Annotated in this window: 18 protein-coding genes and 2 tRNA genes; 7 read left to right on the top strand and 13 right to left on the bottom strand. The window is 46.9% G+C overall.

Annotation, left to right across the window (positions count from 1 at the left end):
- Positions 1 to 5: 5 nt before the first annotated feature.
- The 5 genes from BLCOC_RS10265 to BLCOC_RS10245 all read right to left on the bottom strand — a co-directional run bounded on the left by BLCOC_RS10265 (position 6) and on the right by BLCOC_RS10245 (position 6,805).
- Entirely contained in the window at positions 6 to 2,252 is a 2,247-nt protein-coding gene (locus BLCOC_RS10265) for a DNA gyrase/topoisomerase IV subunit A (protein ID WP_029469664.1), read from the bottom strand.
- Between the two features lie 10 nt (positions 2,253 to 2,262).
- A complete protein-coding gene (locus tag BLCOC_RS10260) occupies positions 2,263 to 4,185 on the bottom strand; it encodes a DNA gyrase/topoisomerase IV subunit B (RefSeq protein WP_115625240.1) in 1,923 nt (640 codons plus the stop codon).
- A gap of 15 nt (positions 4,186 to 4,200) precedes the next feature.
- Positions 4,201 to 5,034: a Cof-type HAD-IIB family hydrolase gene (locus BLCOC_RS10255; protein WP_115625239.1), complete on the bottom strand. Its 834-nt coding sequence runs from the start codon at positions 5,032 to 5,034 to the stop codon at positions 4,201 to 4,203.
- Positions 5,035 to 5,057: 23 nt separating this feature from the next.
- Complete coding sequence (locus tag BLCOC_RS10250) at positions 5,058 to 5,594, bottom strand: phosphatase PAP2 family protein (protein WP_115625238.1); 537 nt, start codon at positions 5,592 to 5,594, stop codon at positions 5,058 to 5,060.
- Between the two features lie 425 nt (positions 5,595 to 6,019).
- Positions 6,020 to 6,805, bottom strand: a complete 786-nt coding sequence (locus BLCOC_RS10245) for an arylamine N-acetyltransferase family protein (RefSeq protein WP_115625237.1) — start codon at positions 6,803 to 6,805, stop codon at positions 6,020 to 6,022.
- 300 nt (positions 6,806 to 7,105) lie between these two features.
- Between BLCOC_RS10245 and BLCOC_RS10240 the strand changes: the two genes are divergently transcribed.
- The 4 genes from BLCOC_RS10240 to BLCOC_RS10225 all read left to right on the top strand — a co-directional run bounded on the left by BLCOC_RS10240 (position 7,106) and on the right by BLCOC_RS10225 (position 12,341).
- Positions 7,106 to 8,524: an MFS transporter gene (locus tag BLCOC_RS10240; protein WP_029469666.1), complete on the top strand. Its 1,419-nt coding sequence runs from the start codon at positions 7,106 to 7,108 to the stop codon at positions 8,522 to 8,524.
- A 30-nt stretch (positions 8,525 to 8,554) separates the two neighbouring features.
- Positions 8,555 to 9,616 carry a uroporphyrinogen decarboxylase family protein gene (locus BLCOC_RS10235; protein ID WP_018595019.1) on the top strand — a complete coding sequence of 354 codons (1,062 nt, stop codon included), beginning with the start codon at positions 8,555 to 8,557 and terminating at the stop codon, positions 9,614 to 9,616.
- Complete coding sequence (locus BLCOC_RS10230) at positions 9,610 to 10,608, top strand: uroporphyrinogen decarboxylase family protein (protein ID WP_115625236.1); 999 nt, start codon at positions 9,610 to 9,612, stop codon at positions 10,606 to 10,608. Before BLCOC_RS10235 ends, BLCOC_RS10230 begins: the two co-directional genes overlap by 7 nt.
- Positions 10,609 to 10,763: 155 nt before the next feature.
- Complete coding sequence (locus tag BLCOC_RS10225) at positions 10,764 to 12,341, top strand: PucR family transcriptional regulator (protein WP_115625235.1); 1,578 nt, start codon at positions 10,764 to 10,766, stop codon at positions 12,339 to 12,341.
- Between the two features lie 77 nt (positions 12,342 to 12,418).
- Here BLCOC_RS10225 and BLCOC_RS10220 read toward each other — a convergent pair whose 3' ends face one another.
- Entirely contained in the window at positions 12,419 to 13,786 is a 1,368-nt protein-coding gene (locus BLCOC_RS10220; protein WP_115625234.1) for an MATE family efflux transporter, read from the bottom strand.
- Between the two features lie 305 nt (positions 13,787 to 14,091).
- Positions 14,092 to 14,931, bottom strand: coding sequence for a PHP domain-containing protein (locus BLCOC_RS10215; RefSeq protein WP_115625584.1), 840 nt, complete (start codon positions 14,929 to 14,931; stop codon positions 14,092 to 14,094).
- Between the two features lie 422 nt (positions 14,932 to 15,353).
- Between BLCOC_RS10215 and BLCOC_RS10210 the strand changes: the two genes are divergently transcribed.
- The 3 genes from BLCOC_RS10210 (at position 15,354) to BLCOC_RS10200 (ending at position 16,787) form a co-directional block, all read left to right on the top strand.
- Positions 15,354 to 16,211 (top strand): hypothetical protein, encoded by an 858-nt coding sequence (locus BLCOC_RS10210; RefSeq protein WP_115625233.1) that lies wholly within the window; start codon positions 15,354 to 15,356, stop codon positions 16,209 to 16,211.
- 380 nt (positions 16,212 to 16,591) lie between these two features.
- Positions 16,592 to 16,663: transfer RNA gene (locus BLCOC_RS10205), tRNA-Glu, on the top strand.
- Between the two features lie 52 nt (positions 16,664 to 16,715).
- A tRNA-Glu gene (locus tag BLCOC_RS10200) sits at positions 16,716 to 16,787 on the top strand.
- Between the two features lie 163 nt (positions 16,788 to 16,950).
- On the opposite strand, the gene BLCOC_RS10195 is transcribed toward BLCOC_RS10200, so the two are convergent.
- From BLCOC_RS10195 to BLCOC_RS10170, 6 genes are all read right to left on the bottom strand, one after another.
- A complete protein-coding gene (locus BLCOC_RS10195) occupies positions 16,951 to 19,086 on the bottom strand; it encodes an RNA degradosome polyphosphate kinase (protein WP_115625232.1) in 2,136 nt (711 codons plus the stop codon).
- Positions 19,087 to 19,097: 11 nt separating this feature from the next.
- The gene (locus BLCOC_RS10190) at positions 19,098 to 20,642 is read right to left on the bottom strand and encodes a Ppx/GppA phosphatase family protein (RefSeq protein ID WP_018595027.1); all 1,545 of its coding nucleotides are present in this window, start codon (positions 20,640 to 20,642) and stop codon (positions 19,098 to 19,100) included.
- Positions 20,643 to 20,666: 24 nt separating this feature from the next.
- Positions 20,667 to 21,401 (bottom strand): response regulator transcription factor, encoded by a 735-nt coding sequence (locus tag BLCOC_RS10185; RefSeq protein ID WP_165907240.1) that lies wholly within the window; start codon positions 21,399 to 21,401, stop codon positions 20,667 to 20,669.
- Between the two features lie 405 nt (positions 21,402 to 21,806).
- Positions 21,807 to 22,664: a carbohydrate ABC transporter permease gene (locus tag BLCOC_RS10180; RefSeq protein ID WP_018595029.1), complete on the bottom strand. Its 858-nt coding sequence runs from the start codon at positions 22,662 to 22,664 to the stop codon at positions 21,807 to 21,809.
- 16 nt (positions 22,665 to 22,680) lie between these two features.
- The gene (locus BLCOC_RS10175) at positions 22,681 to 23,574 is read right to left on the bottom strand and encodes a carbohydrate ABC transporter permease (RefSeq protein ID WP_018595030.1); all 894 of its coding nucleotides are present in this window, start codon (positions 23,572 to 23,574) and stop codon (positions 22,681 to 22,683) included.
- A 134-nt stretch (positions 23,575 to 23,708) separates the two neighbouring features.
- Entirely contained in the window at positions 23,709 to 25,073 is a 1,365-nt protein-coding gene (locus BLCOC_RS10170) for an ABC transporter substrate-binding protein (RefSeq protein WP_018595031.1), read from the bottom strand.
- Between the last annotated feature and the right edge of the window lie 90 nt (positions 25,074 to 25,163).

The following is a 25,163-nucleotide window of genomic DNA, read 5'->3' as shown; positions in this document are numbered from 1 at the left end:
ATAAATTATATTCTTATTTTTGTACCTTTTGTGTCGCGTTTTGCCAGCTTAAGTCTGTTCAGAGCCACATTTTTTTCTTTATAGACAGCAGTATAGTCTGTACGGCTTTCCAGAAGATAGGCATGCTCCACTTCATCATCCCCGGCAAGGCGGATGCCGCGCACGCCGATGGCAGTTTTCTTTTTATCCGGAACCTCCTCCTTCATAAAACGCAGAAAGAATCCGTTCTTTGTCTGAAGCACCACATATTCCATGGGGTCTGCGATCTGTACTAAGACTAACCGGTCACCCTCCCCGAGCTTTGTCGCCGCTATGGTCCGCTTTGACACGTCAAATTCCGTTCCTGCCACCTGCTTCAGCATGCCTGTCTTTGTGGCAAAAAACAGCATGGAATCTTTGATCCCCGAGAGACTTGACACAAACACCATCTGTTCTGCAGAGCTGTCAAAATTACTCACATTGTCAATGGGAGTTCCCTTGTCCCTGAACTTTCCGAAGGGCAGATCCAGCACTTTGATGGTATGCATTCTCCCGGAATCTGTGAACACACAGATCTTGTCTGTATTCATACAGGAGAATATATATTTGTTCTCGCTGTCTGCTGTCTCCTTATTCCGCTCATACGCCGCCTTGTCAATGGTCCTGGCATATCCGAAACGGTCCATAAGGAAAACAACCTCCATCTCCTCGATCTTCTTTTCCTCATATACGGCTTCGGCAGCATTTTCAACAGATGTGATACGTTTTCTCCCGAATTCTTTTTTTACAGCTTTCAACTCATCAATGATGACTGCTGCCATGGAATCATAGTTGTTGAGAATATCCTCATAGCGGGCGATATTTTTCAGAGTTGTCTCATGCTCTGCCATAAGCGCCTGGACCTCCAGGCCAATGAGTTTATAGAGGCGCATATCCAGTATGGCCGTGGCCTGCCGCTCTGTGAACTGCAGCTTTTTGGCCTGGCGTTCGCTGGTCTTTGTCTTAAACCGGATTCCCTCTGTAATGCCGCTTACCAGACAATTTTTCACCTGCTCCCGGTTCTTGCTGCCTCTGAGGATCTCAATGATAAGATCAATGACATCACAGGCTTTTATCAGGCCTTCCTGGATCTCCTGTTTTTCCCGCTCTTTCGCTAGAAGAGTCTGATACTTTCTGGTAGCAACCTCGAACTGGAAGTCCACATGGTACTCAATGACTTGTTTCAGGCTTAGGATCTCCGGTCTTCCGTCCGCAACGGCAAGCATGTTGACTCCAAAGGTATCCTCCAGCCTTGTCTTCTTGTACAGCATATTGGTCAGGTTCTCCACATCCGCGCCCTTTTTCAGTTCCAGGACAATGCGGATCCCTTCTTTTGAGGACTGGTTGGAAATATCCACAATATCTGTAGTCTTTTTCGTCTCCACAAGAGCTGCCACGTCATTCAGGAATTTTCCGATGTTGGCTCCAATCATGGTGTAGGGGATCTCTGTGATCACCAGAAGGGTTCTTCCGGCTTTTCCTTTCTCCACTTCCACTCTGCCACGGAGCTTGATCTTGCCGCTTCCGCTCTCATAGATGGATGGCAGATCATCCTTATTGACCACGATCCCACCTGTGGGAAAGTCAGGGCCTTTGATGTATTTCATCAGGTCTTTTGTGGTGATCGTATTGTCCTTCATATAGGCAATGACACCGTCAATGACTTCATTCAAATTGTGGGGCGGGATGCTGGTGGCCATACCTACAGCAATGCCGTCCGCGCCGTTTAACAAGAGATTCGGCACCTTGACAGGGAGCACTGCCGGCTCTTTTTCCGTCTCGTCAAAGTTCGGGACAAAGTCCACCACGTTCTTGTCCAGATCTGCCAGATAGACCTCCTGGGTTATTTTTTCAAGCCGTGCCTCTGTGTATCTCATGGCAGCAGCCCCGTCACCCTCTATGGAACCAAAGTTTCCGTGGCCGTCCACCAGGGTCTGGCCTTTTTTAAACTCCTGTGCCATAACCACCAGGGATTCATAGATCGAGCTGTCACCGTGGGGATGGTATTTGCCCATGGTGTCTCCCACAATACGGGCACATTTCCTGTACGGCCTGTCATAGCGGATACCCAGCTCGTACATATCGTAAAGAGTTCTCCGCTGAACCGGTTTTAAGCCGTCCCGCACATCCGGAAGGGCGCGGGCGACGATGACACTCATGGCATAGTCAATATATGACTTCTGCATGATCTCCGAATATTCTGTTCTGATGATATTATCCTGTACGTTCGCCATTTTGCTCCTCCTATATGTCTAATTCCGCATCCTGGGCGTGCTCATAGATGAATGCTTTTCTCGGGGGCACCTCTGTTCCCATAAGTACCTCTGTCACCTCGGATGCCATTCGGGCATCTTCGATCTCCACCAGCTTCAGAAGCCTGGTTTCCGGATTCAGCGTTGTCTCCCAGAGCTGCTGCGCGTCCATCTCACCCAGACCTTTGTACCGCTGCAGGGTAAAGGGGCCTTTATGCCTCTTCCTGTACCGCTCCAGGGCCTTATCGTCATAGAGATACTCCTCTTTTCCTTTGGCGGGCATAGCTTTATAAAGAGGCGGCATGGCGATATACACGTGTCCCTCATAGATAAGCTCCGGCATGAACCGGTAAAACAGAGTCAGAAGCAGCGTAGAGATGTGGGCACCGTCCACATCGGCATCTGCCATAATGATGATCTTGTCGTAGCGCAGCTTGGTGATGTCAAAGTCATTGCCGTACCCTTCTGAGAAACCGCAGCCAAAGGCATTGATCATGGTCTTGATCTCCGCGTTTGCCAGCACCTTGTCAATGGTGGCTTTCTCCACGTTCAGGATCTTTCCTCTGATGGGAAGAATGGCCTGGAAATTCCTGTTCCTGGCTGTCTTCGCACTTCCACCCGCAGAATCTCCCTCCACGATGAAGATCTCACACAGGGAGGGGTCTCTCTTTTCACAGTTTGCCAGCTTGCCGTTGGAATCAAAGGAGTATTTCTGCCTTGTCAGCAGATTGGTCTTAGCTTTCTCCTCTGTCTTTCTGATCTTCGCAGACTTTTCAGCACAGGAGAGGATATTTTTCAGTGTATCCAGGTTTCTGTCCATAAAGAGGACAACCTCTTCCCCTGTGACTTTCCCTGTGGCCTTTGCCGCATCCTGATTGTCCAGCTTTGTCTTGGTCTGTCCCTCAAACCGCGGGGAGGGGTGTTTAATGGAAACAACTGCAGTCATACCGTTTCTGATATCCGCACCTGTGAAGTTGGGGTCTTTTTCCTTCAAAACTCCCAGTTCTCTAGCATAGTTATTCATCACGGATGTAAAAGTGGTCTTGAATCCGGTCAGATGGGTTCCCCCTTCCGCATTGTAAATGTTGTTGCAGAATCCCAGCACATTTTCCCTGAATTCATTGATATACTGAAAGGCAACCTCCACGGTGATCCCCTCTGATTCCCCTTTAAAATAGACAGGCTCATGGAGTATCTCACATTTTTTGTTCAGATCCTTGATAAAACCAACGATCCCCTCCGGCTCATGAAAGGTCATACTCTCCGGCTCGTCCCCTCTTTTATCCTCAAAGACAATGGTCAGTTCAGGATTCAGATAGGCTGTTTCGTGCAGCCGGCTCTTGACCTCTGTGGCGGAGAAACGGGTCTTCTCAAAAATCTCCGGGTCCGGAAGAAAGTTCACCAGTGTCCCCGTTGCTCTGGTTCTGCCCAGCTTCGGCAGCAGGCCATCCTCCAACTCAATGGTAGGAATTCCCCGCTCATAGTGGTCATGATGGATATAACCTTCCCTGCTGACTTTAATGTCCAGATATGTGGAAAGGGCATTGACAACAGAGGAACCCACGCCGTGAAGGCCGCCGCTTGTCTTATAGGCAGAATCATCAAATTTTCCGCCTGCGTGCAGTGTGGTAAATACAAGCCTCTCCGCCGACATTCCTTTCTCATGCATCCCCACCGGGATTCCCCGTCCGTTATCCTCCACAGTGGCGGAGCCGTCCCGCTCCAGTGTCACGCGGATATCTGTGCAGAAACCGGCCAGATGCTCATCCACCGCATTGTCTACAATTTCATAAATCAAATGGTTCAAACCTTTCCGGGAAACACTTCCGATATACATACCGGGCCGCTTCCTTACAGCCTCCAGCCCTTCCAGAACTGTAATACTGCTGGCATCATAGGTTGTTTTCTTTGCCATTTCTGTTCGTCCTTTCTATTTCTGATTCAGTATATTCTCAATTGCTTTTGCAACACCGTCATTTTCGTTGGTGTCTGTCACCGCACTGCTGATCTCCTTCACCCTGTCACAGGCATTGCCCATAGCCACAGAGTAACCGGCATTTAAAAGCATCTCATAGTCATTATTACTGTCACCCACTGCCATGATCTCTTCCTGTCTGACCCCGATCATATCTGCCAGCTTTACAATAGCATTCCATTTACTCCATCTGCCGTGTACTACTTCTATATTATTAGGGATAACGGAAATAGGGTGTACGCCTGGAAGCAGATCTATTTCCTTTATCAGCTTTTCCTTTTCTTCCATTTTGGATACTAATATATGTATCTTTCCCACACGGATATGATCCCCTGCCAGAAGCTTCCTGTAATCCGTTGTCATTTTATTGGTAGCAAGAAGCTGATCACAGTATTCCTCAGGAAGGCCGCATCTTCTGATCACTTCCTGACCCTTGGCATCCATATAGGCGTCCTGACCCGCATAGATTTCCACGTAGGTATCATATTTTGCTGCAAGCTCATAGATCTTCCTGACATTATCCATGTCCATTCCATGAAAATACAGGACATCCTCTGTCCTGCCGCTGCTGATCACGGAACCGTTGCCGTTTATATAATAGGAAATCTCTTTGAAGTCTTTTAAAACAAACCGGGCATTGCGGTATGAGCGACCTGTAGTGGGAACCACAAGATATCCTCTTCTTCCTGCCTCCTCCACCGCTTCCCTGGTCCGCTGCGATATGGTGCAGTCATCCCGAAGGAGTGTACCGTCCAGATCGATCGCTATCATTTTTAAATCTTTTCTCATCTCTGTTCTCCTGTTATCCTTCCTTATTCCTTTGCCCGGGTTCCCCTCTTACGCCCCGCACAGTCAAACACATATGCAGACAAAAGCCCGCAGCAAATGCCAATGACAACTCCCGCCAGCACATCTGTAGGGAAGTGCACATACAGGTACAGACGTGAAAAGGCGATCAGGGCAGCCAGTACATAGGCGCAGATGCCTGCCTTTTTATTTTCTGTAAAAAGTGCTGTGGCCGCAGCAAAAGAAGCCTGGGTGTGGCCGGAAGGAAACGAATAATCCCTGGGCACCCGGACCAAAAGCTCCACCGTCTCGTTGATCCAGCACGGACGCTGCCTCGCCACAAGCGGCTTTAAAATAATATTTCCAAACAACGCGGAAAATATCAGCGCTCCCAGCACCAGGACACCGTACTTTCTGTATCTCTTTACACAGAGCAGCACCAGGCCAAGAACGGTCCAGAACCATCCTGCATTTCCCAGAGATGTGATAAATACTAAAATCTTATCCAGCAGAGGGGTGTGTATCTGCTGTAAAGCATCCAATATTGTAAATTCCCAACCCATACGTTTTTCCTTTCTGTTTCGGATTCGTCCTATATCATAACTTATTTTGGGGATTTTTTCAAATCTATTCTGTAAATCGATATTTTGCCCTACTTCTCCCCTATTGATCTGTATGTCTGTTATGATATTTTGTCCGTTATATTAAATGTAGTATTGGCATTTCTAATATCAAATACGAGTTTCTTGTCCCTTTCCATCAAGACAATGTGTTCCGTCTGTATACTGCCACAAATCCATAATCATCAAAATCCGGCATGTACAAGCTCTACAAAAAAGGTCCATACAATAGATATAAGCACATTATGAACCTCGTGTCATTTCCCGTAAAAATACGGCAGCGAATCCGTACTCAATGGATTTGCTGCCGTATTTTTATAAATAATAACTTTTCAATATTAAAAATAACTGTATATGATACCATCCTTTTAAAGGCAAATACCAAAATACCTCTCCAAAAGCTCCTCTAATTCCTCCTCCCCAAACTCCCTGTCCTGCACTGTTTTCCCATCTCTCACCTCTGTGAATCTGTTTCCCATAACAGATACACTTCCGTTCTCTGTTCTTTTATTTACGTAAAGAGTCCGGCAGAACACTGAGTTTTCATTTTTGGAACAATACTCATTCATAGGTATGTAATCCACCGCCTCCTGAGGCATGGTGTAGAACTGGAGCATGGACTCGATCTCCCCGCTGCCGGTCCTCCTCTTCATGGTCCACCAGGGAACCTCATCCTTATACATATAGTACCGCTCTCCCCTGCTGTCCATCACTGCGCCGTCCTGCACCGGTACAGCACCGGGAGGCATGGGGCCGCCGTAGCCAACGTCACAGAAATACTTTACGCCGTCCATCTCCACAATAATCCCCCTATGAAGCACCAGCGGCACATAATTCTTATTCCTGGTGATCCGGCACATACATGAGCTGGCATGAAATCCCAGGTCTTTTAATAAAGCCGTAAACAAAGCATTCAGTTCAAAACAGTAACCGCCTCTGTGCTTTTCCACGACTTTCTCATAAATACTTTCAATATCCAGCGGAATTTCTTTTCTAAACAGCCGGATGTCCAGGTTCTCAAAAGGCACATAGAGCTGATGGGCATAAACCAGCTCATCCAAATATTCCCTTGTAGGCGCTGTCCGGCGTTTACAGTGGATCCGTTCCAGATAGGCATCCGCGTCAGGGACGGACGCATACAATGCTTCATACATAACTATTCCTCCTTCAGCAGCACGCCGTTATATATGCATACATACATAATATAAGATACTTTCATTATATACAGATGTAAATTTGTTTGTAAAGTCAAAAAATACTTTCGTCATTTTCATCACACCATATGCTACAAAAAGTAGGAATCTATTTTCTCCGAATGAAACCCTGTGCGGATTTACGCAAAATAAATCCTGTTATATACTGATTTTATAAATTTATTGCAGCATACCGGTATGTGAGCAAAAAGTAGGAGTGGACAAGTGCGCATTTTGTCCCACAGGAAGGGAGAAATTCAGATGAGTAGTAAAAGTAATTCCGGTACTGAAAAATCCGAGAAAAAAGGGTTGAGCAAAGCGCTGAAGCTGTTCTACGGGGTTGGTGACTGCGGCTTTACCCTGATGACCAATGTGGAGAGTTATTATTTCAACTTTTTCCTCACGAATCTGGCACAGTTTGGTCTTGCCACCGTCTCCTTTATCACCACCACCGCAAGCGTTATTGACGCCTGCCTCTCCTGGATATACGGAGCAATTTTAAACAGCATAAAGCCGAAGAAATGGGGCCGTTACCGTTCCTGGCTGATCCTTCTGCCATGGATGGTGCCGTTCCTCTATGCATTCCAGTTCCTGAAGATCGGTGACGGCCCGCTCTCCATAGCTATCATAATCATAGCGGCTGTTGTCAGCCATATTGTATGGAACTTCCCCTATGTGGCCAATGTATCCATGATCGCTGTTGCCGGCAAAACCCCGGATGACAGGGCGCATCTGGCCTCCACAAGAGCTGCATGGGCCAACTTTTCAAAGGTCATCTTCTCCTATGTGGGACCGCCTCTGGCAGCACTCTTTGCAGGTATGATCGGAGAAAAAAGCCAGTACGGGGCAACTGCTTTTGTCCTCGGATGCATCATGGCAGTGCTGTATTTTACACACTTTAAAATGTTCGACGGATACGAGGAAATGGAAGCTGCCGCCGACAGCTCCGCTGCAAAAAAAGACACCAGCAAGACAGGCGGCATGGATCTGGTAAAAGCGCTGCTGCAGAACCCTCCACTTCTCTCTCTGCTGTTGGCGGATTTGGCAAAATGGATGTTCAACTTTGTGTGTTCCGGCGTCGCTATCTATTATTTTACGTATGTGGCACAGAATGCAGGATTGCTGGCCAGGTACATTCTTATCTCCAATATCCTGTGTGTGATCGGTTCTTATCTTGCAAAAAACATGGCCAAAAAGATTTCCACCAGAACTACTACTATCGTCACCTTTTTTGCTATGGCAGTCATCCTCATTGCCGCCAACTTCACATATGCCAATGTGACTGTCGTCATTATCCTCATGTCCGCGGCACAGTTCGGATATGGTATCGCCTACGCCTGTACACCTGCTCTCTACGCTGATACCATCATTTACTCTGAATGGAAGACCGGAAAAAATGCCACTGGATGGATCAGCGGCCTTCAGAACGTACCTCTGAAAGTCGGCGTTATGACAAGGGGTATTATCATCTCCGCCTGCCTTGCCTTTGCTGCTTTTGACCCAAGTATTGACGCTGCAATGGCATCTGTGGAGCTGAAAAAGGGTATCTGCATGGCATTTATGGTCATTCCCGCCCTGGCTCTGATCGTGGCAGCCGTACTTCTTCTCTTCGGCTTCCGTCTGACAAAAGAAAAAGTGGAACAGTATTCCGCAGAAATCGCCGCAAGAAGCGGTAATTAATGGAACATATAAAACAGGAGGTCTCTGATCATGAAATTTGACGAAAAAGAATTGGAAATTATAGGCGAATATAATATGCCCGGCATTTACGGGGCACCGGACAGCATTGTCCCCAAATATAACCGCCCCATTACACCAAAAGAAAATATGCTCCGCATGCTGGAGGGAAAAATGCCGCTCTGGGTTCCCAATCAGACCCTGGACAACAATGCCATACAGCCCCTTGTAATGCCCGATGCTAAGGCTCGCAATTTTGGGGGTACGGACTGGTTCGGCATAGAATGGGAATATGAACCGAACACAAAAGCCGCCATGGTAAAACCCGGAACCCAAAGACTATCCGATATTACAAAATGGAGGGAAGAACTGGAATTCCCCGACTTATCCGCTATCGACTGGAAAAAAGATTATGAGGAAAATTATAAAGGCAGGATCGCACCGGACCGTTTTTCCTACTTTGTCATTGTAAACGGATTCTTCGAGAGAACCGCTGACCTTATCAGTTTTGAGGATGCCTTTTGTGCCCTCATTGAAGAACCTGACGAGTTGACCGCTTTTTATGACAAACTGGCGGACTGGCATATTGAACTGATCAAGACAGCTCATGAGGTTTATCATGCGGATATGATCCTCTTCCACGATGACATGGGCACACAGATCAGCACTTTCTTCTCGCCCTCCACCTATGAGGAACTGTTTGTGCCTCAATACAAGAAAATCACAAAGGCTGCCCATGACATGGGCATGTACATCTGCCTGCATTCCTGCGGCTGTATCAAAACACTGATGCCCCTGATCATTGAGGCAGGATTTGATGCCTGGGAGGGCCAGGACAGCGCCAATGACAAGGCTGCCATCATGAAAGAATACGGAAAAGATCTGGCACAGTGTACTCTGTATATCATCCCCGCAGACATGAGCGACGAGGACGCGGTTGCGGATATACACAAAAAAGTAGATGAACTGGCTATGACAGGCCGCTTCGCCTGCCGCTTAAAGGATGAGAAACCGGACCGTGCTGTGAATCTGGCAGACGAACTGTACCGCTACAGCCGGATCAAATATGCAGAATTGGAGGGATCAATATGCTGACACCAAAAGAAAATTTCCTGGAAACCCTGAAAAAAGACGGAACACCGGACCGCCTGGTCAATCAGTACCAGCCCTTTGTACCGATCATGAATGACCCTCTGCAGAAATTCACCAGAGGGAACCGTGTAAGAGGCAAAACTTCTGTGGACCGGTGGGGAACCGAAATCCTCTTCCCCCAGGACGCTCCCGGTCCAATGCCCCATGTGACAGAGTCCAATAAGGTATGTCCGGACGTGACCCAATGGCAGGAATCCGTGAAGGTACCTAATCTGATCGCCAACTGCAGTGATGGGTGGGAGGAGGCCCTAAGTTCTGCCGCCCAGGTAGACCGCAGCCAGAAACTAGTTCTGGGTTTTATGGGCACCGGAATCTTTGAACAGAGCCATTTTCTCATGGGCTTTGAGGATGCTCTTATGAATCTGCTTTTGGAGCCGGAATCCATGCAGGAACTGGTGGATGCCATCGCGGAATACCGCTTTCAGTACGCAAAGCTTTTGGTAGACAATCTCCATCCGGATATTATCCTGTCACACGATGACTGGGGTTCTAAAACCAGCCTGTTTATGCAGCCTGATATCTGGAGACAGTTCTTCAAAGAACACTACCGCCGCATTTACGGATATATGCACGACCACGGCGTTCTGGTCATGCACCACGCGGATTCTTTCCTGGAGCCTATCATAGAGGATATGGTGGAGATCGGTGTGGATGTATGGCAGGGTGTTCTGCCGGAAAATGATATTGTAAAGCTTCAGAAACAGCTTGATGGCCGCATGACCCTCATGGGCGGCATTGATGCCACCATAGACCGGGAAGATGCCCAAGAAGAAGAAATCCGCGCAGATGTGCGCAGAGCATGCAGCACCTACGGACCTGCCGGCCACTTTATCCCCTGCATGACTTACGGCCTTGCGGGAACCATTTATCCTAAGACAGATGAGATCATAGCAGATGAAATAGAAGCCTACAACAGGGAGATTTATCACATCTGAACCACTGCTGTACAAAGCGGAAGCGGAAACATCTTTTTCTGCCTCCGCTTCTTTCTTATGCAGCCCATGTGATTTTCCACGCTTTGCGGCTTTGCACCCTTCTTTCGGACATGCTATACTAGATGTCATACTGAAACAAAAAGGAGAATCAGGCTTTGACAGAATTTTCTTTAACCCCTGATGGAAAAAACCGTCTGTTCCGGCTGAATATGCAGATCCTGGCAGACGTTTTTACAGAACATTATCAGAATGTCACCTTCTATGCCCAAAATGACCGCCCCTGTCTGGAAGGCATACGGCTCTATAAAAAGGGGAAAAATCCAAACTTCCGGTACGTCTACCTGATCCAGGGAAAGGATGTGGATCAGTCTTTTCTGGAATACCGGGACATTGATTTTATCACTGTGGGACGCACAGACATTGCCTGCTTTCATCAAAGCTGTGCTGTCATTGAACTGACGGACAACGCAGATTTTCTGGACACCTTTGAACTGGTACAGGAAACCTTTGCCAAATACAGGCAGTGGGACAGACACCTGCATTATGCCCTGGACAGCGAACATCCCCTGGATGAAATGCTGCTGGCAAGCCTGGAGATCTTCGGCAATCCCATGTTCATCCACGACACTGATTTTTACATACTCTCCTGTCCCAGATATGTACAGGGCATGACAGTCTGGGAGCGTGATTCCCGGACAGGACGCAACATGGTCCCTTTAAGTCTGATCCATGATTTCAAGGCGGATACAGAATACCTGGAAACCCTCAGCAAAACGTCGCCAGATCTATTCTCCGCCGAACAGCGGGGCTATCGGATACTCTACGTGAACCTGTGGAACAACAGCCGCTATGAGGGCCGTATCTGTGTGGATGAAATACAAAGCGAAATACAGGATGGAAATTATCTGGCTCTCCAATATCTGGGCCAGGCCATAGAACTGGCCATCAAACATAAAAGTCTGTTTCATCTGAGCATGGGCAATGACATGGACCGTTTTTTCAATGAATATCTGGACGGGACCATCGGTGACACACAGCGCATACTCAACTATCTGTATTTCCTGCACTGGAAGCAGAATGACCGCTATCTCTGCCTGCGTCTGGAAACCGAACAGAGAGATATCAATATGCTGTCCGCTGCCGCCACACTGGGGCATATCCAAGCCCAGATTCCCTCCGGCCATGCCTTTCTCTACAGACAGAGCATCGCCGTGGTGGTGAACTTATCCTATGCGCACAGCACCTCCTCTGAAGTCATAAGCAGCCTGGCGGTCCTCATGCGGGAGGGTCTTTTAAAAATGGGCGCCAGTTCTGAGATCCATGACTTCATGCTGGTCCCCCAGGGGTATATCCAGGCCAGCGCAGCACTTGATCTGGGAAGAAAAAGTGAAAGTATGATCTGGTGTTATCGTTTTGATGACTATCTGCTGGAATATCTTCTGAAAAAGGGCAGAGAAGAAATTCCGCCCCAGCTTCTCTGTTCCGAAAAGCTTCTTCTTTTGAAGAAATACGATGACAAGAATAAGACCGATCTGTACACCACAGTAAAGGTCTATCTGGAACTGGAACGTAATATCCTGCAGACTGCAAAGGAGCTGTATATCCACCGCAGTACCCTCTTCTACCGCCTGGAGCGCATCCGGAAAATAGCGGGCATAGATTTTGAGGACAGCAGAGAACGGCTGGTCCTAAGGCTGTCCTTCTACATTCTGGAACAAAAGCTTGAGACCTGACGCAAAAAAAGGAACAGGAAACGGTCCGCTATAAGCCGTTTCCTGTTCCTTTTTAATGGCAGAGAATGGTCTGTTCCTTATTTTCTTCCAAGAGGAGCAATTTTTTCTCTGTATATTTTTCTATAGAAATAAGCACTCAGTATCACAGATGCGATCTCCGCAATGGGAATGGACCACCAGACGGCTGACAGTCCTCCCACTTTTGCCAGAATGGCAGCAGCCGGAAGAATGATCAGAAGCTGTCTTGTCGCAGAGATGATCAGGCTGTACACACCGTTTCCCAAAGCCTGGAACACAGACCCCACTATGATGCAGAAACCTGCAAACAGGAAGCTGAGGCAGATGATCCTAAGCGCCGGAACACCGATTGCCAGCATATCCTTGGACGCATTAAACATTCCCAGAAGCTGTGCCGGAAAGATCATGAACAGTGCAAGCCCCAGAAGCATAATGATCACTGCTGAGATAATGCTGATATGGATGGTCTGGGTGATCCTCTTCTTATCCCTTGCTCCGTAGTTATAGGCAACAATAGGCACCATACCATTGTTCAGTCCGAAGACAGGCATGAATATAAAGCTGTTGAGTTTGAAATACACACCGAAGACCGCTGTGGCCGTGGATGTGAACTGGATCAGGATCTTGTTCATTCCAAATGTCATGACAGAGCCAATTGCCTGCATGATAATAGACGGCACACCCACAGAATAGATCACTTTGATGATCCGGCCTGAGGGTCTGAAATTCCTCATACCGATATGGATATCCTTATTAAACCTGATATTGAAAAACATTGCCAGGAACATTCCGCAGAACTGCCCCAGAACGGTAGCCGCAGCAGCTCCCGCAACCCCCATTTTCGGAAAACCCAGAAGACCGAAGATCAGGATAGGATCAAAAATAATATTGATCACAGCACCCAGCCCCTGGGAGATCATGGTATAGAAAGTACGTCCTGTGGACTGCAGCAGCCTCTCAAACATTACCTGCATATACACAGCAATACAGAGGGCTGAAATGATGGTCATGTACTGGATTCCGTACTCTCTTATCTGTGTATCGGCAGTCTGCATATGGAAAAATGGTTTTGCCAGCAGTACGCCAAGCACAGCAAAGACAACGCAGCTTACAAAGGCGAGAAAGATACCGTTTTTCGCCGATTCATCAGCCATCCTGGCATCTTTCTCACCGAGACTTCTGGATAATACCGCATTTACACCTACGCCGGTTCCCACTGCTATGGAAATCATAAGGCTCTGCACCGGAAAGACCAGGGAAACGGCTGTCAGTGCGTTCTCATTGATCTGTGCCACGAAAATACTGTCCACCACATTGTATAATGCCTGTACCAGCATAGACAAAATCATGGGCAGTGACATCTGAAACAGCAGCTTCGGAACAGGTACGACCCCCATTTTATTTTCTTGTACGTTTGTTTGTGTCATATAAGACTTCCTTTCCTTCGTGTGTTTTTATCCCGTTATGGAACTTCTTGTGTAAAAATAATAGAAAACACGCAACGCGGGTTCTCTGCTATCATAAATAACAGAAAGCACGCAACGCGGGCTTTCTGTCACCATAACAAAGAGTCTGCCTGGGCAGACTCACATTTTGCTTTTACCGTATATAGTTTAAAGGAATTAAAAAATATTGTCAATCCATTATTCTGTCTTTTTCTGCCGCCTTCTTTTCAACAGTCTGTAGAATATGGTAGAATATGGTTCTCGTTTTACTCTCTCCTAAACTTCTCTCAATCTTCCCTCAGCCGTTTCCACACAGAATAGGGTATCTTTAAATTCCCCCATCCGCATCCCAAATCTATATTCGGCTTATTAGCCCCATGAAAATCACTACCGCCGGAAAGGCGCAGGGAAAGGCGTCTGGCCAGCCTTATCATAGCTCCCTCTTCCGCCGGACGGTAGGTTGAATAATAAGCCTCCAGTCCGTCAAGCCCTGCCTTTTTCATCTCTGCAGTCATCTTTTCCAGATTTCCATCAGAAAGCCTGCACAATACCGGGTGGGCAAAGACAGCCTTTCCGCCGCCCTCATGTATCAGTTGTATTCCCTGAAACGGTGTGACCTTTTCTCTTGGGACATAACAGGAAGCATGATCTCCCAGATACCTGTCAAAGGCTTCTTTTATAGAGCTGACATACCCTCTTTCCAAAAGAAAACGGGCAAAATGCGCCCTGGTCCATACACTTTCCGGAAATTCCTCCAACATTTTTTCATACGTAATGTCCATGCCGTGCTGTCTTAAACGCTCCATCATCTGTAAGTTCCGCGAATCCCTGGACTGCTGAAAACCCAGTAGCTGCTCTTGAAAACGGGCATTTTTCCAGTCGATCCCCAGGCCAACGATATGGACATCCCTCTCCCACCAAGTGGTAGAAATCTCAATCCCCGGAATCACCTCCAAAGAAGTGCCTTTTGCGGCCCTCACTGCCTCTTCAATTCCATCCGTTGTATCGTGGTCTGTAAGCGCGACTGCCCTCAACCCCTTTTTAACTGCATATTCCACAATCTCACTCGGCGTAAAAGTTCCATCCGACGCATTGGAATGCACATGTAAATCTATGATATGGCTCATATCCTGTTTCTCCTCTTCCATCAACGATCAACTCATCTCTCACTGCTTCAGTATAACAAAACTCTTTCCAATATACAACATCCCGCAACTGCCGGACCATCATATTATCATTTATCCCGTACGCAGCAGCGGGGTTCAGATTTATCCTATTTGTGGATTTTTACAGGATTGACAGCAGTGTGGCCGGAAGGTATAATCAATTTATCTGGAAAGCAATTCTTTTCTTCTGCGGCAGCTCTGCCGAAAATTCCAGAAAGTTTAAAATTGAATACAGACGGATATAAGAGCAAACGGCAAAAATTCGGTTAATTGCAAAATAATAGTTGATATTTATTGTGTCATACACTATATTAATAATATAAAATACAGACACTTTGTAATCTGACGCTTTGCCTCCTGCTTCTTATCCGGGAAGGAGGTCTATGAATGAAACCGCACTGACAGCAATGGACGATGAGATCTATGAAGTGCTGTCTGACAACGAAATTTTTGCAGATTTATTTAATGGTGCCCTGTTCGGCGGCAATCAAATCATCCGGCCGAATATGCTGGCCCAGGAAAATGAGAAAAAGATTCTGCGGGCGGGAAAAGAAGGCGGCAGGCGTATCATACTAAGGAGAATCCGGGACGTACAGAAGCTGTCCCTGCTTGGGGAGGGCTGCCTGGCAGTTATACTAGCCGCAGAGGGGCAGAGAACTGTGCATTATGCCATGCCCGTCCGCTGTATGCTCTACGACGGAATTGATTACACAGGGCAGGTGGAACGGATCACCAAAAAAAGAAAAGAGGATCTTCATGATATGCTGGATATCCCACCGGAATTAGAACCGTGGACGGAATGCATCCAGGATTACCGTATTAATCTTGTATGCAGCCAAACAGTGAACAGCTTTCATTTTAAGACCGGTCTCCGGGAGGTCTTTGAACTGCTTCCGCTTCTGAAAGATAAAGAAGGGATGAAAAAATTTCTAGCGGTCAAAAAAGAAGAATTTATGCATTTGGACGCTAAAAAAGGGTGGCTGGTATCAAGATTTCTAAGTGTTCCCGCTTTGAAAGAATTAAAAGAAAATGAAAAAGGAGAGGCGGATATGTGTACTGCCATTGAGGAAATGATGGAGGAAAGAGAAGAACTGGGGATTGAACGGGGAGAAAAGCGTGTTAATCAGTTAATCAGCGTATTACTGCAGCAGTCTGACCAGGCGGAGGTTTATGAAAAAATAAAGAGAGCCGTAACAGACCGGGAATACCAGAAGCAGCTTTTTGATCAGTTTAACCTATAGGAAGTGATATGTCCGGCCGCACGATTTGCCATGCACTGATATGGAGCCGAGTGCTCCATATCACACCGCAGTCCGGATTTCTTTATTCATTTTAGATCCATTCAGGAGTTTTATTACTGTTCTTAGTATGCTAAAAGTGTAGTTTTTGTACAGTAACACGCTTCGCGATGCACACAAAATGCAATGAACTGCATTTTGGCGCTGGCTAACTCAGGATTTTGCTACGCAAAACGCCTCGCGGGATAATATATGTGAACAGTAACGAGTTTTTAACTTTTTTAATTTTTTTTCAAAAAAAGCTTGCATTTTGGAAAAATGTGTAGTATTATAATCAAGCGTCATGTGAAACAAACAACACAGCAGCGCAGATAACACAGTATGGTTCGTTGGTCAAGCGGTTAAGACGCCGCCCTCTCACGGCGGAAACAGGGGTTCGATTCCCCTACGAACTGCTCATACAGTAAGCTATAGAAGCAAAGTTACAAGATACAAATAAACACACATGGTTCGTTGGTCAAGCGGTTAAGACGCCGCCCTCTCACGGCGGAAACAGGGGTTCGATTCCCCTACGAACTGCTAAAAAGATTTCAGTATTTATACTGGAATCTTTTTTTGTTGATTGTTGAAAGACCGCTGTCTAATACGAGACTTCCCGCAGCAGCCTTCAACCCCAGAAAGGACCGTTATCCAAAGGCTTCTCCCTTCGGACAGCAGTCCTTCTTTCTATAACTGTTTACTTTTAATCCTCCGGTGCCTCGGCAGGAATAAACACTCTGTTGTCTACAGCACTTTCCGGAAGTTTTGCCCGCTCCCATGCCTCCTCGCAGAAATAATCCTGGGAACTCATCAATACCTTGCCTCTTTTGTCTATCTTCTCATACTTTCCGTCAGGCTGCAGCACATGCGCCTTTACATTGTCAGCAAGCTGCATTTCCAGAATGTGTTTGACTTCCTCCTTCAGCTTCTCATCCTCCACGGGAAATACGATTTCCACCCTCTTGTCAAGATTTCTGGGCATCCAGTCTGCACTTCCCATGAAGATTTCCTCATGTCCGTCGCTGTAGAAGTAAAAGATCCTGCTATGCTCCAGGAAATTACCCACAATAGAGCGCACAGTGATATTCTCGCTGATACCCGGGATTCCCGTCTTCAGGCAGCAGATTCCGCGCACGATCAGGTCAATCTTCACCCCTGCCGCACTGGCCGCATACAGGGCGGCAATAATATCCCTGTCGCAGAGGGAATTCATTTTGGCCACGATTCTTGCCTTTCGGCCTTTCAGAGCATATTCCCGCTCCATCTCGATCTGGTGGATAAAACGGTCACGCATCCAGATAGGCGCCACGACAAGCTTATTCCAGGTTCTTGGCTCCGAGTAACCGGAGAGCATGTTAAACACCGCTGTGGCATCCTCCCCGATCCTGGCAGAACAGGTAAGAATACCGCAGTCTGTATACAGCTTGGCTGTGGAATCGTTATAATTGCCGGTTCCCAGATGTACATATCTGCGGATACCGTTCTCCTCCCTGCGCACCACCAGAGTGATCTTGCTGTGTGTTTTTAATCCCAGAAGCCCGTAAATAACATGGCATCCCGCTTTCTCAAGCATTTTTGCCCAGACAATATTATTTTCTTCGTCAAAGCGGGCCTTCAGCTCCACCAAAACAGTGACCTGCTTGCCGTTCTCCGCTGCCTGAGCCAGTGCCGCAATGATCGGTGAATTGCCGCTGACCCGGTACAGAGTCTGCTTGATAGCCAGCACATCCGGGTCTTTTGCAGCCTGGCGCACAAAATCCACAACTGGCTGAAATGTCATAAACGGATGGTGCAGCAGAATATCCCCTCTTCTGATCTGGGTAAAAATATCCTCGTCTGTCATCATAGCCGGCACCGGAGCCGGTGTATAAGGCTTGTTCCTGTATTCATCAAAACCGGCCATTCCGTACATCTTCATAAGGAAGGTCAGATCCAGCGGTCCGTTGATCTGGAAGATGTCCTCCTCCTTGATTTCAAACTCCATTGTGAGGACTTCTAAAAGTCTCTCATCCATCTTGTCTTCCACTTCCAGACGGATCACTTCACCCCACTGGCGCTTTTTCAACTGTTTCTGGATTTCTTTCAGGAGATCTGCCGCTTCATCCTCATCAATGGTCAGATCCGCGTTTCTCATGATCCGGTACGGACAGGTGCAGGCCACCTCATTGCTTAGGAACAGCTTTCCGATATTCCTCTCGATCACCTGCTCCAGTAAGATCACAACAGTATTTCCCTTTTTATCCTCAGGCAGCATAACAATTCTGGGCAGCACAGAGGGCACCTGGACTGTGGCGAACTCAAGCTCCTCCTTTCCCTTTTTGTCCTTTTTTGAAATCAGGGCACCGATATTCAGTGTCTTGTTTCTGATAAGGGGAAAAGGCCTGGCTGAATCCATGGCCATAGGCGTCAGGACCGGATATACGCTCTCTTCAAAATAGCGGTCTACGTACGCCTGCTGCTCCTTTGTGAGATCCTCATGCTTTTCCACCACATGAAGACCTACCTTCTTCAGCGCAGGCAGAAGAGAACGGTTGTAGGTATTATACTGTGTCTCCACCAGCTCCTTTGTTACTGTGGACAGCTCTTTTAACTGTTCCTTTGGCGTCATGCCGGCAATATCCGGTTTTGTGTATTTTGCATGTACCATATCCTTTAAGGATGCCACACGGATCATGAAAAATTCATCCAGATTGGAGGCTGTGATACTTAAAAATTTCAGTCTTTCAAACAGGGGAAGGGGTTTGTCCCTGGCTTCAGAGAGAACTCTCTCATTAAATTTTATCCAGCTCAATTCCCTGTTCCAGTAATATTCCGGTTTCATGTAATCTTTTAAATCCATCCTTATGCCCCCTATCTTCTCTTCTTCCGGCGCAGTCTCGGGCGGATACTGAACACTTCTTCAAAGAAATCTGCCTTTTCTGTCAGAAGTCCTTCCTCCAGTGTAAGATCCTCCTGCGTATCAATGGTCAATATTAATTCTTTCTCCTTAACTGCCGCCTTAACTTCCTCCACTTTCTGCTCATGGCTGCGGTCCAGGGCATTGGCTACCCTTAATATAGCGGTCAGCTTGCCGATCAGCATGTAAGTGTCACGGTCAATGGCACTCTTGGAATCCGCCTCCCCGTAATATTTGAAAGGCTCGGAATTAAAGCGCACCACACTTGCAATGACTTCCCGTTCCATATGGGACAGGCCGATGATCTCTGTGGACATGATGATCGCATAGGAACACTCAGCCGCATTGCTCATGCTGATATATTTCCCGCAGTCGTGAAGGATGACCGCGATCTGCAGGAGCAGCTTTTCCCGGCTTCCCATACCGTGCACCTTCTTCATGCTGTCAAAGATTATGTTGGCCACCTGAGCAACCGCCTGGGTATGGCTCTTGTTGCTCATGTAGCGCTTCGCTATATTTCTGGCGGATACCAGTATGTCATTTTCAAAATTATGAGTGCTTTTGATGAGCTTCTGCTTCTGGGCGTAGTCATAGGATACACCGTCATTTAACTGGGTTCCCGGCAGCCATAAAGTGTCTGCTCCCATCTCATCAATAAATACTCTGCAGATGATCAGAGTCGGCACTAAGATGGTGGCAAACTCCAGGGAAATCCCCAGCTCCACAGCGGCCTGCTCCGGAGATTTATGGACAATGCCCTCATACACCTGCATAAACGCGTCACGGCTGACAGTCCTGTTTTCCTCCATGCTGCTTTTTTTCTTCAGGATCGTTTCCATAAACACATCTCCTAGAAGAATGATATTGTCAATCTTCCTCTCTTTCAGATGCAGTTTTTTAAAGCTCAGAATATCATTGTGTATCAGCTCTTCCACCAGATGTTCATAGTAAACAGTCTCTTTCTCCACAGGGATCAGGCGCTCCCGGATACGCAGGCTTCCCATCTTGAAATTCTGGGTCGTCACCAGCGCGTCCTTGTCAAACAGGGAAATCTGTACATTTCCTCCGCCGATCTCAATGATAGCAGTTCCCTTCTGGATGATCTTTGTAAATGCCGCTTCCTTGGCCGCCAGGGATTTATAACCGTAAAACCTCTGCTCTGAGTTGCTGAGGATTTCCACATTGATGCCTGTTTTCTGGTATACCTGGTCCAATACGATCCAGACATTCCTAGCCTCCTGCAGGGTACTGGTGGCGCAGGCCCGGTAAGCATCCACCTGGTATTCCTTCATGATGCCTGCGAAGTCCCGGAGTACGGCACACAGCTCCTGAGTGGAATCATACCCGATCTTCCCGGTGCCGTATGTGTCCCGCCCGATCTCCAGACGGCTTCTGACCTCATCAATCTGACGGATACCTGCTTTCGGCGAAATCTCATAGATATCCATGGATACATGATAAGAGCCAACATCAATTGCCGCAAATCTTGTAATTGCCATTTTCTCACCTCTTCCGTAAACGGACTATATCTTATTTCTGTACTCGTTGGCTGAAATTCCTTCTATCTTCTTAAATACTCTGGAAAAATGCGCCATATCCAGAAATCCCACTTCCTCTGCCACATCTCCGATGCGCAGGGACGGATCTTTCAAAAGCTCCTTTGCCTTCTCGATCCGAATGGAGTTGAGGATTTCCGAAAAGCTCTTTTCCAGATGTTTGTTCAACAGCTTGCTCAGATGCCACTGGCTGACAAAGGTGTTCTCAGCCACTTCACTTAAAGAAATCTTTTTATTATAGTTTTCCTGTATATAGGCCAGGGCATTCTTCACAATAAAGCTTCCGGCTGTATTCTCAGACTCATCCTCCTGGCCGGTGATATTGCTTTTTTTCAGGTTTTCCGCCATGACCTGTACAGCTTCCTCTATCTCGTCCATATTGGACGGTTTTAAAAGGAAACGCGTCACTCCAAGACGGATGGCCTGCTGCGCGTAGTCAAAATCCCGGTACCCTGTCAGAATAGAAATCTGCATCTCAGGAAATTCTACTCTGAGAGCCGCAATCATTTTCAGGCCGTCCATGCCCGGCATGGAAATATCGGATATCACCATATTGGGCTGCTCCTTCCTTATGACCTCCAGGCCCTCCTGCCCATTGCCCGCTGTAGCCGCAATCCTGCAGCCGTATTTCTCCCACGGCACCACTTTGGAAAGTCCCTCCGCGATAATTGGTTCGTCATCTACGATCACTACTTTATACATATGTACCCCCGGCTCCTGTTTTAGTTTTTTCATATTGTAACAGTTCAATACCCTCACAATTACGGGCTGCATGTTACATCGTAACTATACAGTGCCTTCAAAGTACAGACAAAACTCCGTACCAAACCGCTTCGGACGGCTGGATCTAGTCTGACAGCGGAATGCCTTCTTACGGTCAGCGCAGTGCACGCGCAGGCCTGCTGCATAGTTACAGTTTATCACAAATTTTTTCTTCTTCTTTCAAATTTGCGTTAAAATTGTGTAAAATATTTACCACTTTTTATTATTATAAAACATTAACGAAAAAAAGGAAAGTATCTGGCCTGTTTTCCACCAAATACTTTCCTTCCGATTTTTATTGTTACGGTATTGTCCCTGCTTGAGATCCTCAGGCAGACGGTACTATCATCCCTTCACAGCTCCCGCTGTCATACCTTTGATAATGTACTTCTGCAGACATACATACACAACCAGAAGCGGCACGATGATCAAGGTTACCACTGCTGCCATCAGACCGTAGTCCGTACCTTCTCTGGAGGAAATCTCCATGAGCAGTCGTGTGATCGCCCATTGGTCTTTGAAACGAAGGAAGAAGGTCTGGGAGAACAGGTCATTGTAGCTCCACAGGAAACTGAAGATACCAACTGTTGCAAAAGATGGTTTTGTAAGGGGCACTACGATCTTAAAGAAGATCTGCATGGGATTGCAGCCTTCCAGGTATGCCGACTCTTCCAGCTCTATGGGAAGACTCTTGATATACCCCGTGAGCACCACCATGGCAAAGGCCAGGTTGCCGGCTATCTGCGGTAGTATGAGTGACAAAAGGGATAGGGAAACTTTATCCGTATTTACGATCCCCCATGCAAATTCCATACGGAATACAGGGATGATGGTTGCGAATACCGGGAACATCATGGCTGCCACAACCAGAGTGTTTAAAAGTTTCTTTGTTTTCAGGTTATAGCGCACCAGTGCGTAGGAGGCCATTCCTGCCAGGAGGATAACCACAACTGCCACGCAGCAGGAAACAATGATACTGTTTTTATATGCGGTAAAGATGTTCAGTCTGTCAAATGCCGTCTTATAGTTCTCCATACTGAACAGGTCACCGATGGGCAGTGCAAAGGAGTTTGCAATTATTTTCTTTCTGTCTTTAAATGAGTTTAAGATAACCCACAAAATCGGATAAATCGTTGTAAGTGCCCAGAATATCAGGATGAGATATACGACGCACATGCCTGGTGAAAATTTACGCTTTTTCATTTTCTATATCTCCCTTCTAATAATCTTTCTCTTTGAAAATGACATTTACAACCTTTGACAGGATTATACCCAGAACAACGATCACAATTGCGATGGTTGAACTGTAATCCGCGTCACTTGCTACAAATGCGTAGTAGTACATATACGTACCGGTGAGCCACGTCTTGCCGTAGGGCATTCCGTTGGGGAACATCATCCATGGCAGGTCGAAGACCTTCAGTGCTCCTGTCACAGCCAGCACACAGCAGGTGCAGATGACATTGTGGAGAAGCGGGATGGAGATGAAACGTACTCTCTGGAACCTTGTGGCTCCGTCAATGGATGCTGATTCATACAGTTCATCCGATATATTGTTAAGTCCGGTCAGCAGTATGATGAAGTAGAATCCCACATACTGCCAGGTGACTGGTATCATCATGGTCATTATGGCATGTGCTTCGTCCTTCCAGTCTGTCAGGTTCGTCTTACCTAAAAACTCCAAAAGCTGGTTGATCATACCTTTGTCATACAGGAAGATCAGGTTGAACAGAAGTCCTAATGCGGTTGCTGAGATAACAATAGGGAAGAAGTAAACGATACGGAAGAACTTTGCCCCTCTTTTGATGTTATCTACCAAAAGTGCGATGACGATCGCGATTCCCACCTGCCCTACGATGGTCACGATTATCATGATCAGTGTGTTTTTCAGAGCAATTCTCATATTCGGGTCTGTGAACAGACGTGTGTAGTTCTTGTAAACCGGGTCATTAAACCCTTTGGCCGGAGTTGCCAGTCCTTTGATTTTCATGAAACTGTTGAAGATGTTCTGGATAAATGGGTAATACAGATACAGAATCAGGAACAGGAATGCAGGCAGCAGGAAAAAAATGGCCGGCTTCTTATTCTTATAAATATTTGATGTGTTATTCATAGATTTCGCCTCCCAGACTTTCAAGCGAACACCTGCGTCCATTTGAAAGTTACTTCACTTGCTTTTCTTTAAGAAGGACCGGAGGATTTTCTCCTCTCCGGTCCTTAAAAAATACAGTTTATACGTTACAGAAACTATTCTTCCATTGCGTCGATAACCTGCTGGATCGCATCACTGATCTGCATCTGACCTTCTACGATCTGCGGCATATTGGTGAAGATAGGAGCTCTCTGATCTTCTGTGCACAGATCCTGGCATGCGCCTGTTGTTGCGGTTACGGATTTCAGCATGGCAAGAGCGTCTTTTTCCAGTGAATTCAGTTTGCTCTCATCGATCTGCGCGCCGTCTTTTAATGCTGTTGTTGCTGTTCCTGCGTAATCAGATACGGTTTCTGTGTTGATAAAAGCTTCTACTAAGTCTACAGCTGCTTTCTGTTTTTCCGGATCATCCCATGCTTTTCTGGAGATGTACCATCCTGATGACAGGCCGCTGATAATATCTGTTGTCTTTCTCTCGTTCTGACCAGGTACAAAAGTAACTGTGAAGTTATCAATATTATCAGAATTGTCTCTGATACCGCCCATTTTCCAGGAGCCGTCTACATAAAATGCAGCTTTATCCTGCAGGAATCCCTGGAATGCTTCATCAGCTTCGCAGGTGTTGGTGTTCTCTGTAAAGAAACCTTTTTCATAGACATCCTTGATATCAGCGATACCAGCTTCCCAGGCTTTGCCCACTTTGTCATCCACTTTTTCCGGAACAGCTACGTGTGTTGCCGGTGTGTCATGATTGTAGATAGAATACTCAAACCAATAGTGCGGCTCTTTGATAAGAGAAGCTGCGATCGGGGTATATCCTGCGTCCTTGATCTTCTGGCAGGTCTCCATGAACTGTTCCCATGTGGTGTCTGGTCCCGGGATCTCAACACCCGCATCCTCGCAGACTTTCTTGTTTACGTACATACCTTCCCAATATCCGTAGAAGGGAACTGCATATTTCACACCGTCAACCGGAGATCCGGGGATCAGGTCATCATTCATGTTCGCTGCATAGTCCGGATATTTTTCACGGATCTCATCAATGGGAACCACTTTATCCGCTTCTACAAACGGATTGGAGTCATTGCCGTTGAAGTAGAACATAACGTCCGGTTCTGCACCTGTCTCAAAGTCTGTGATAACACGGGCTTTCATGGCTTCGTCTGCAGATGCGGAGGAATCATTTACCTTATTTCCTGTCTCTTTCTGCCAGTTCTCAATGGTTTCCTGGTATTTATCCACGTTACTCTCAGTTCCTGCAAATGTTGTGGTCACATTCAATGTAACCTTTCCCTCTGCGCTGCTGTCATCGCCACTGTCACTGCTGTCGGATTTATCCGCGGTATCTTCCTTCTTGGTATTGTCTCCGGCGTCTGCTGCTTTGTTGTCACCGCCGCAGCCTGCCAGCATAGTTCCTGCCATTGCTCCAACAAGTAAAACTGATACAACTTTCTTCTTCATAACTAACTTACCTCCCTGTTTACTGTTTGTTTTGCTTTGTTTTTCTTGATGACATTATAATACCGCATATATTGTAAAAAGCGAATAACT

Origin of the sequence: Blautia coccoides (assembly GCF_034355335.1) — a bacterium.
Taxonomy (GTDB): Bacteria; Bacillota; Clostridia; order Lachnospirales; family Lachnospiraceae; genus Blautia; species Blautia producta.
Note: the sequence above shows the minus strand (reverse complement) of the source record. Positions and strands in the feature narration are given on the sequence as shown.

Excerpts from the sequence above, each read along its gene's own strand:
- BLCOC_RS10265 (WP_029469664.1), bottom strand. The coding sequence starts at position 2,252 with ATGGCGAACGTACAGGATAATATCATCAGAACAGAATATTCGGAGATC.
- BLCOC_RS10260 (WP_115625240.1), bottom strand. The coding sequence starts at position 4,185 with ATGGCAAAGAAAACAACCTATGATGCCAGCAGTATTACAGTTCTGGAA.
- BLCOC_RS10255 (WP_115625239.1), bottom strand. The coding sequence starts at position 5,034 with ATGAGAAAAGATTTAAAAATGATAGCGATCGATCTGGACGGTACACTC.
- BLCOC_RS10250 (WP_115625238.1), bottom strand. The coding sequence starts at position 5,594 with ATGGGTTGGGAATTTACAATATTGGATGCTTTACAGCAGATACACACC.
- BLCOC_RS10245 (WP_115625237.1), bottom strand. The coding sequence starts at position 6,805 with ATGTATGAAGCATTGTATGCGTCCGTCCCTGACGCGGATGCCTATCTG.
- BLCOC_RS10240 (WP_029469666.1), top strand. The coding sequence starts at position 7,106 with ATGAGTAGTAAAAGTAATTCCGGTACTGAAAAATCCGAGAAAAAAGGG.
- BLCOC_RS10235 (WP_018595019.1), top strand. The coding sequence starts at position 8,555 with ATGAAATTTGACGAAAAAGAATTGGAAATTATAGGCGAATATAATATG.
- BLCOC_RS10230 (WP_115625236.1), top strand. The coding sequence starts at position 9,610 with ATGCTGACACCAAAAGAAAATTTCCTGGAAACCCTGAAAAAAGACGGA.
- BLCOC_RS10220 (WP_115625234.1), bottom strand. The coding sequence starts at position 13,786 with ATGACACAAACAAACGTACAAGAAAATAAAATGGGGGTCGTACCTGTT.
- BLCOC_RS10215 (WP_115625584.1), bottom strand. The coding sequence starts at position 14,931 with ATGAGCCATATCATAGATTTACATGTGCATTCCAATGCGTCGGATGGA.
- BLCOC_RS10210 (WP_115625233.1), top strand. The coding sequence starts at position 15,354 with ATGAATGAAACCGCACTGACAGCAATGGACGATGAGATCTATGAAGTG.
- BLCOC_RS10195 (WP_115625232.1), bottom strand. The coding sequence starts at position 19,086 with ATGGATTTAAAAGATTACATGAAACCGGAATATTACTGGAACAGGGAA.
- BLCOC_RS10190 (WP_018595027.1), bottom strand. The coding sequence starts at position 20,642 with ATGGCAATTACAAGATTTGCGGCAATTGATGTTGGCTCTTATCATGTA.
- BLCOC_RS10185 (WP_165907240.1), bottom strand. The coding sequence starts at position 21,401 with ATGTATAAAGTAGTGATCGTAGATGACGAACCAATTATCGCGGAGGGA.
- BLCOC_RS10180 (WP_018595029.1), bottom strand. The coding sequence starts at position 22,664 with ATGAAAAAGCGTAAATTTTCACCAGGCATGTGCGTCGTATATCTCATC.
- BLCOC_RS10175 (WP_018595030.1), bottom strand. The coding sequence starts at position 23,574 with ATGAATAACACATCAAATATTTATAAGAATAAGAAGCCGGCCATTTTT.
- BLCOC_RS10170 (WP_018595031.1), bottom strand. The coding sequence starts at position 25,073 with ATGAAGAAGAAAGTTGTATCAGTTTTACTTGTTGGAGCAATGGCAGGA.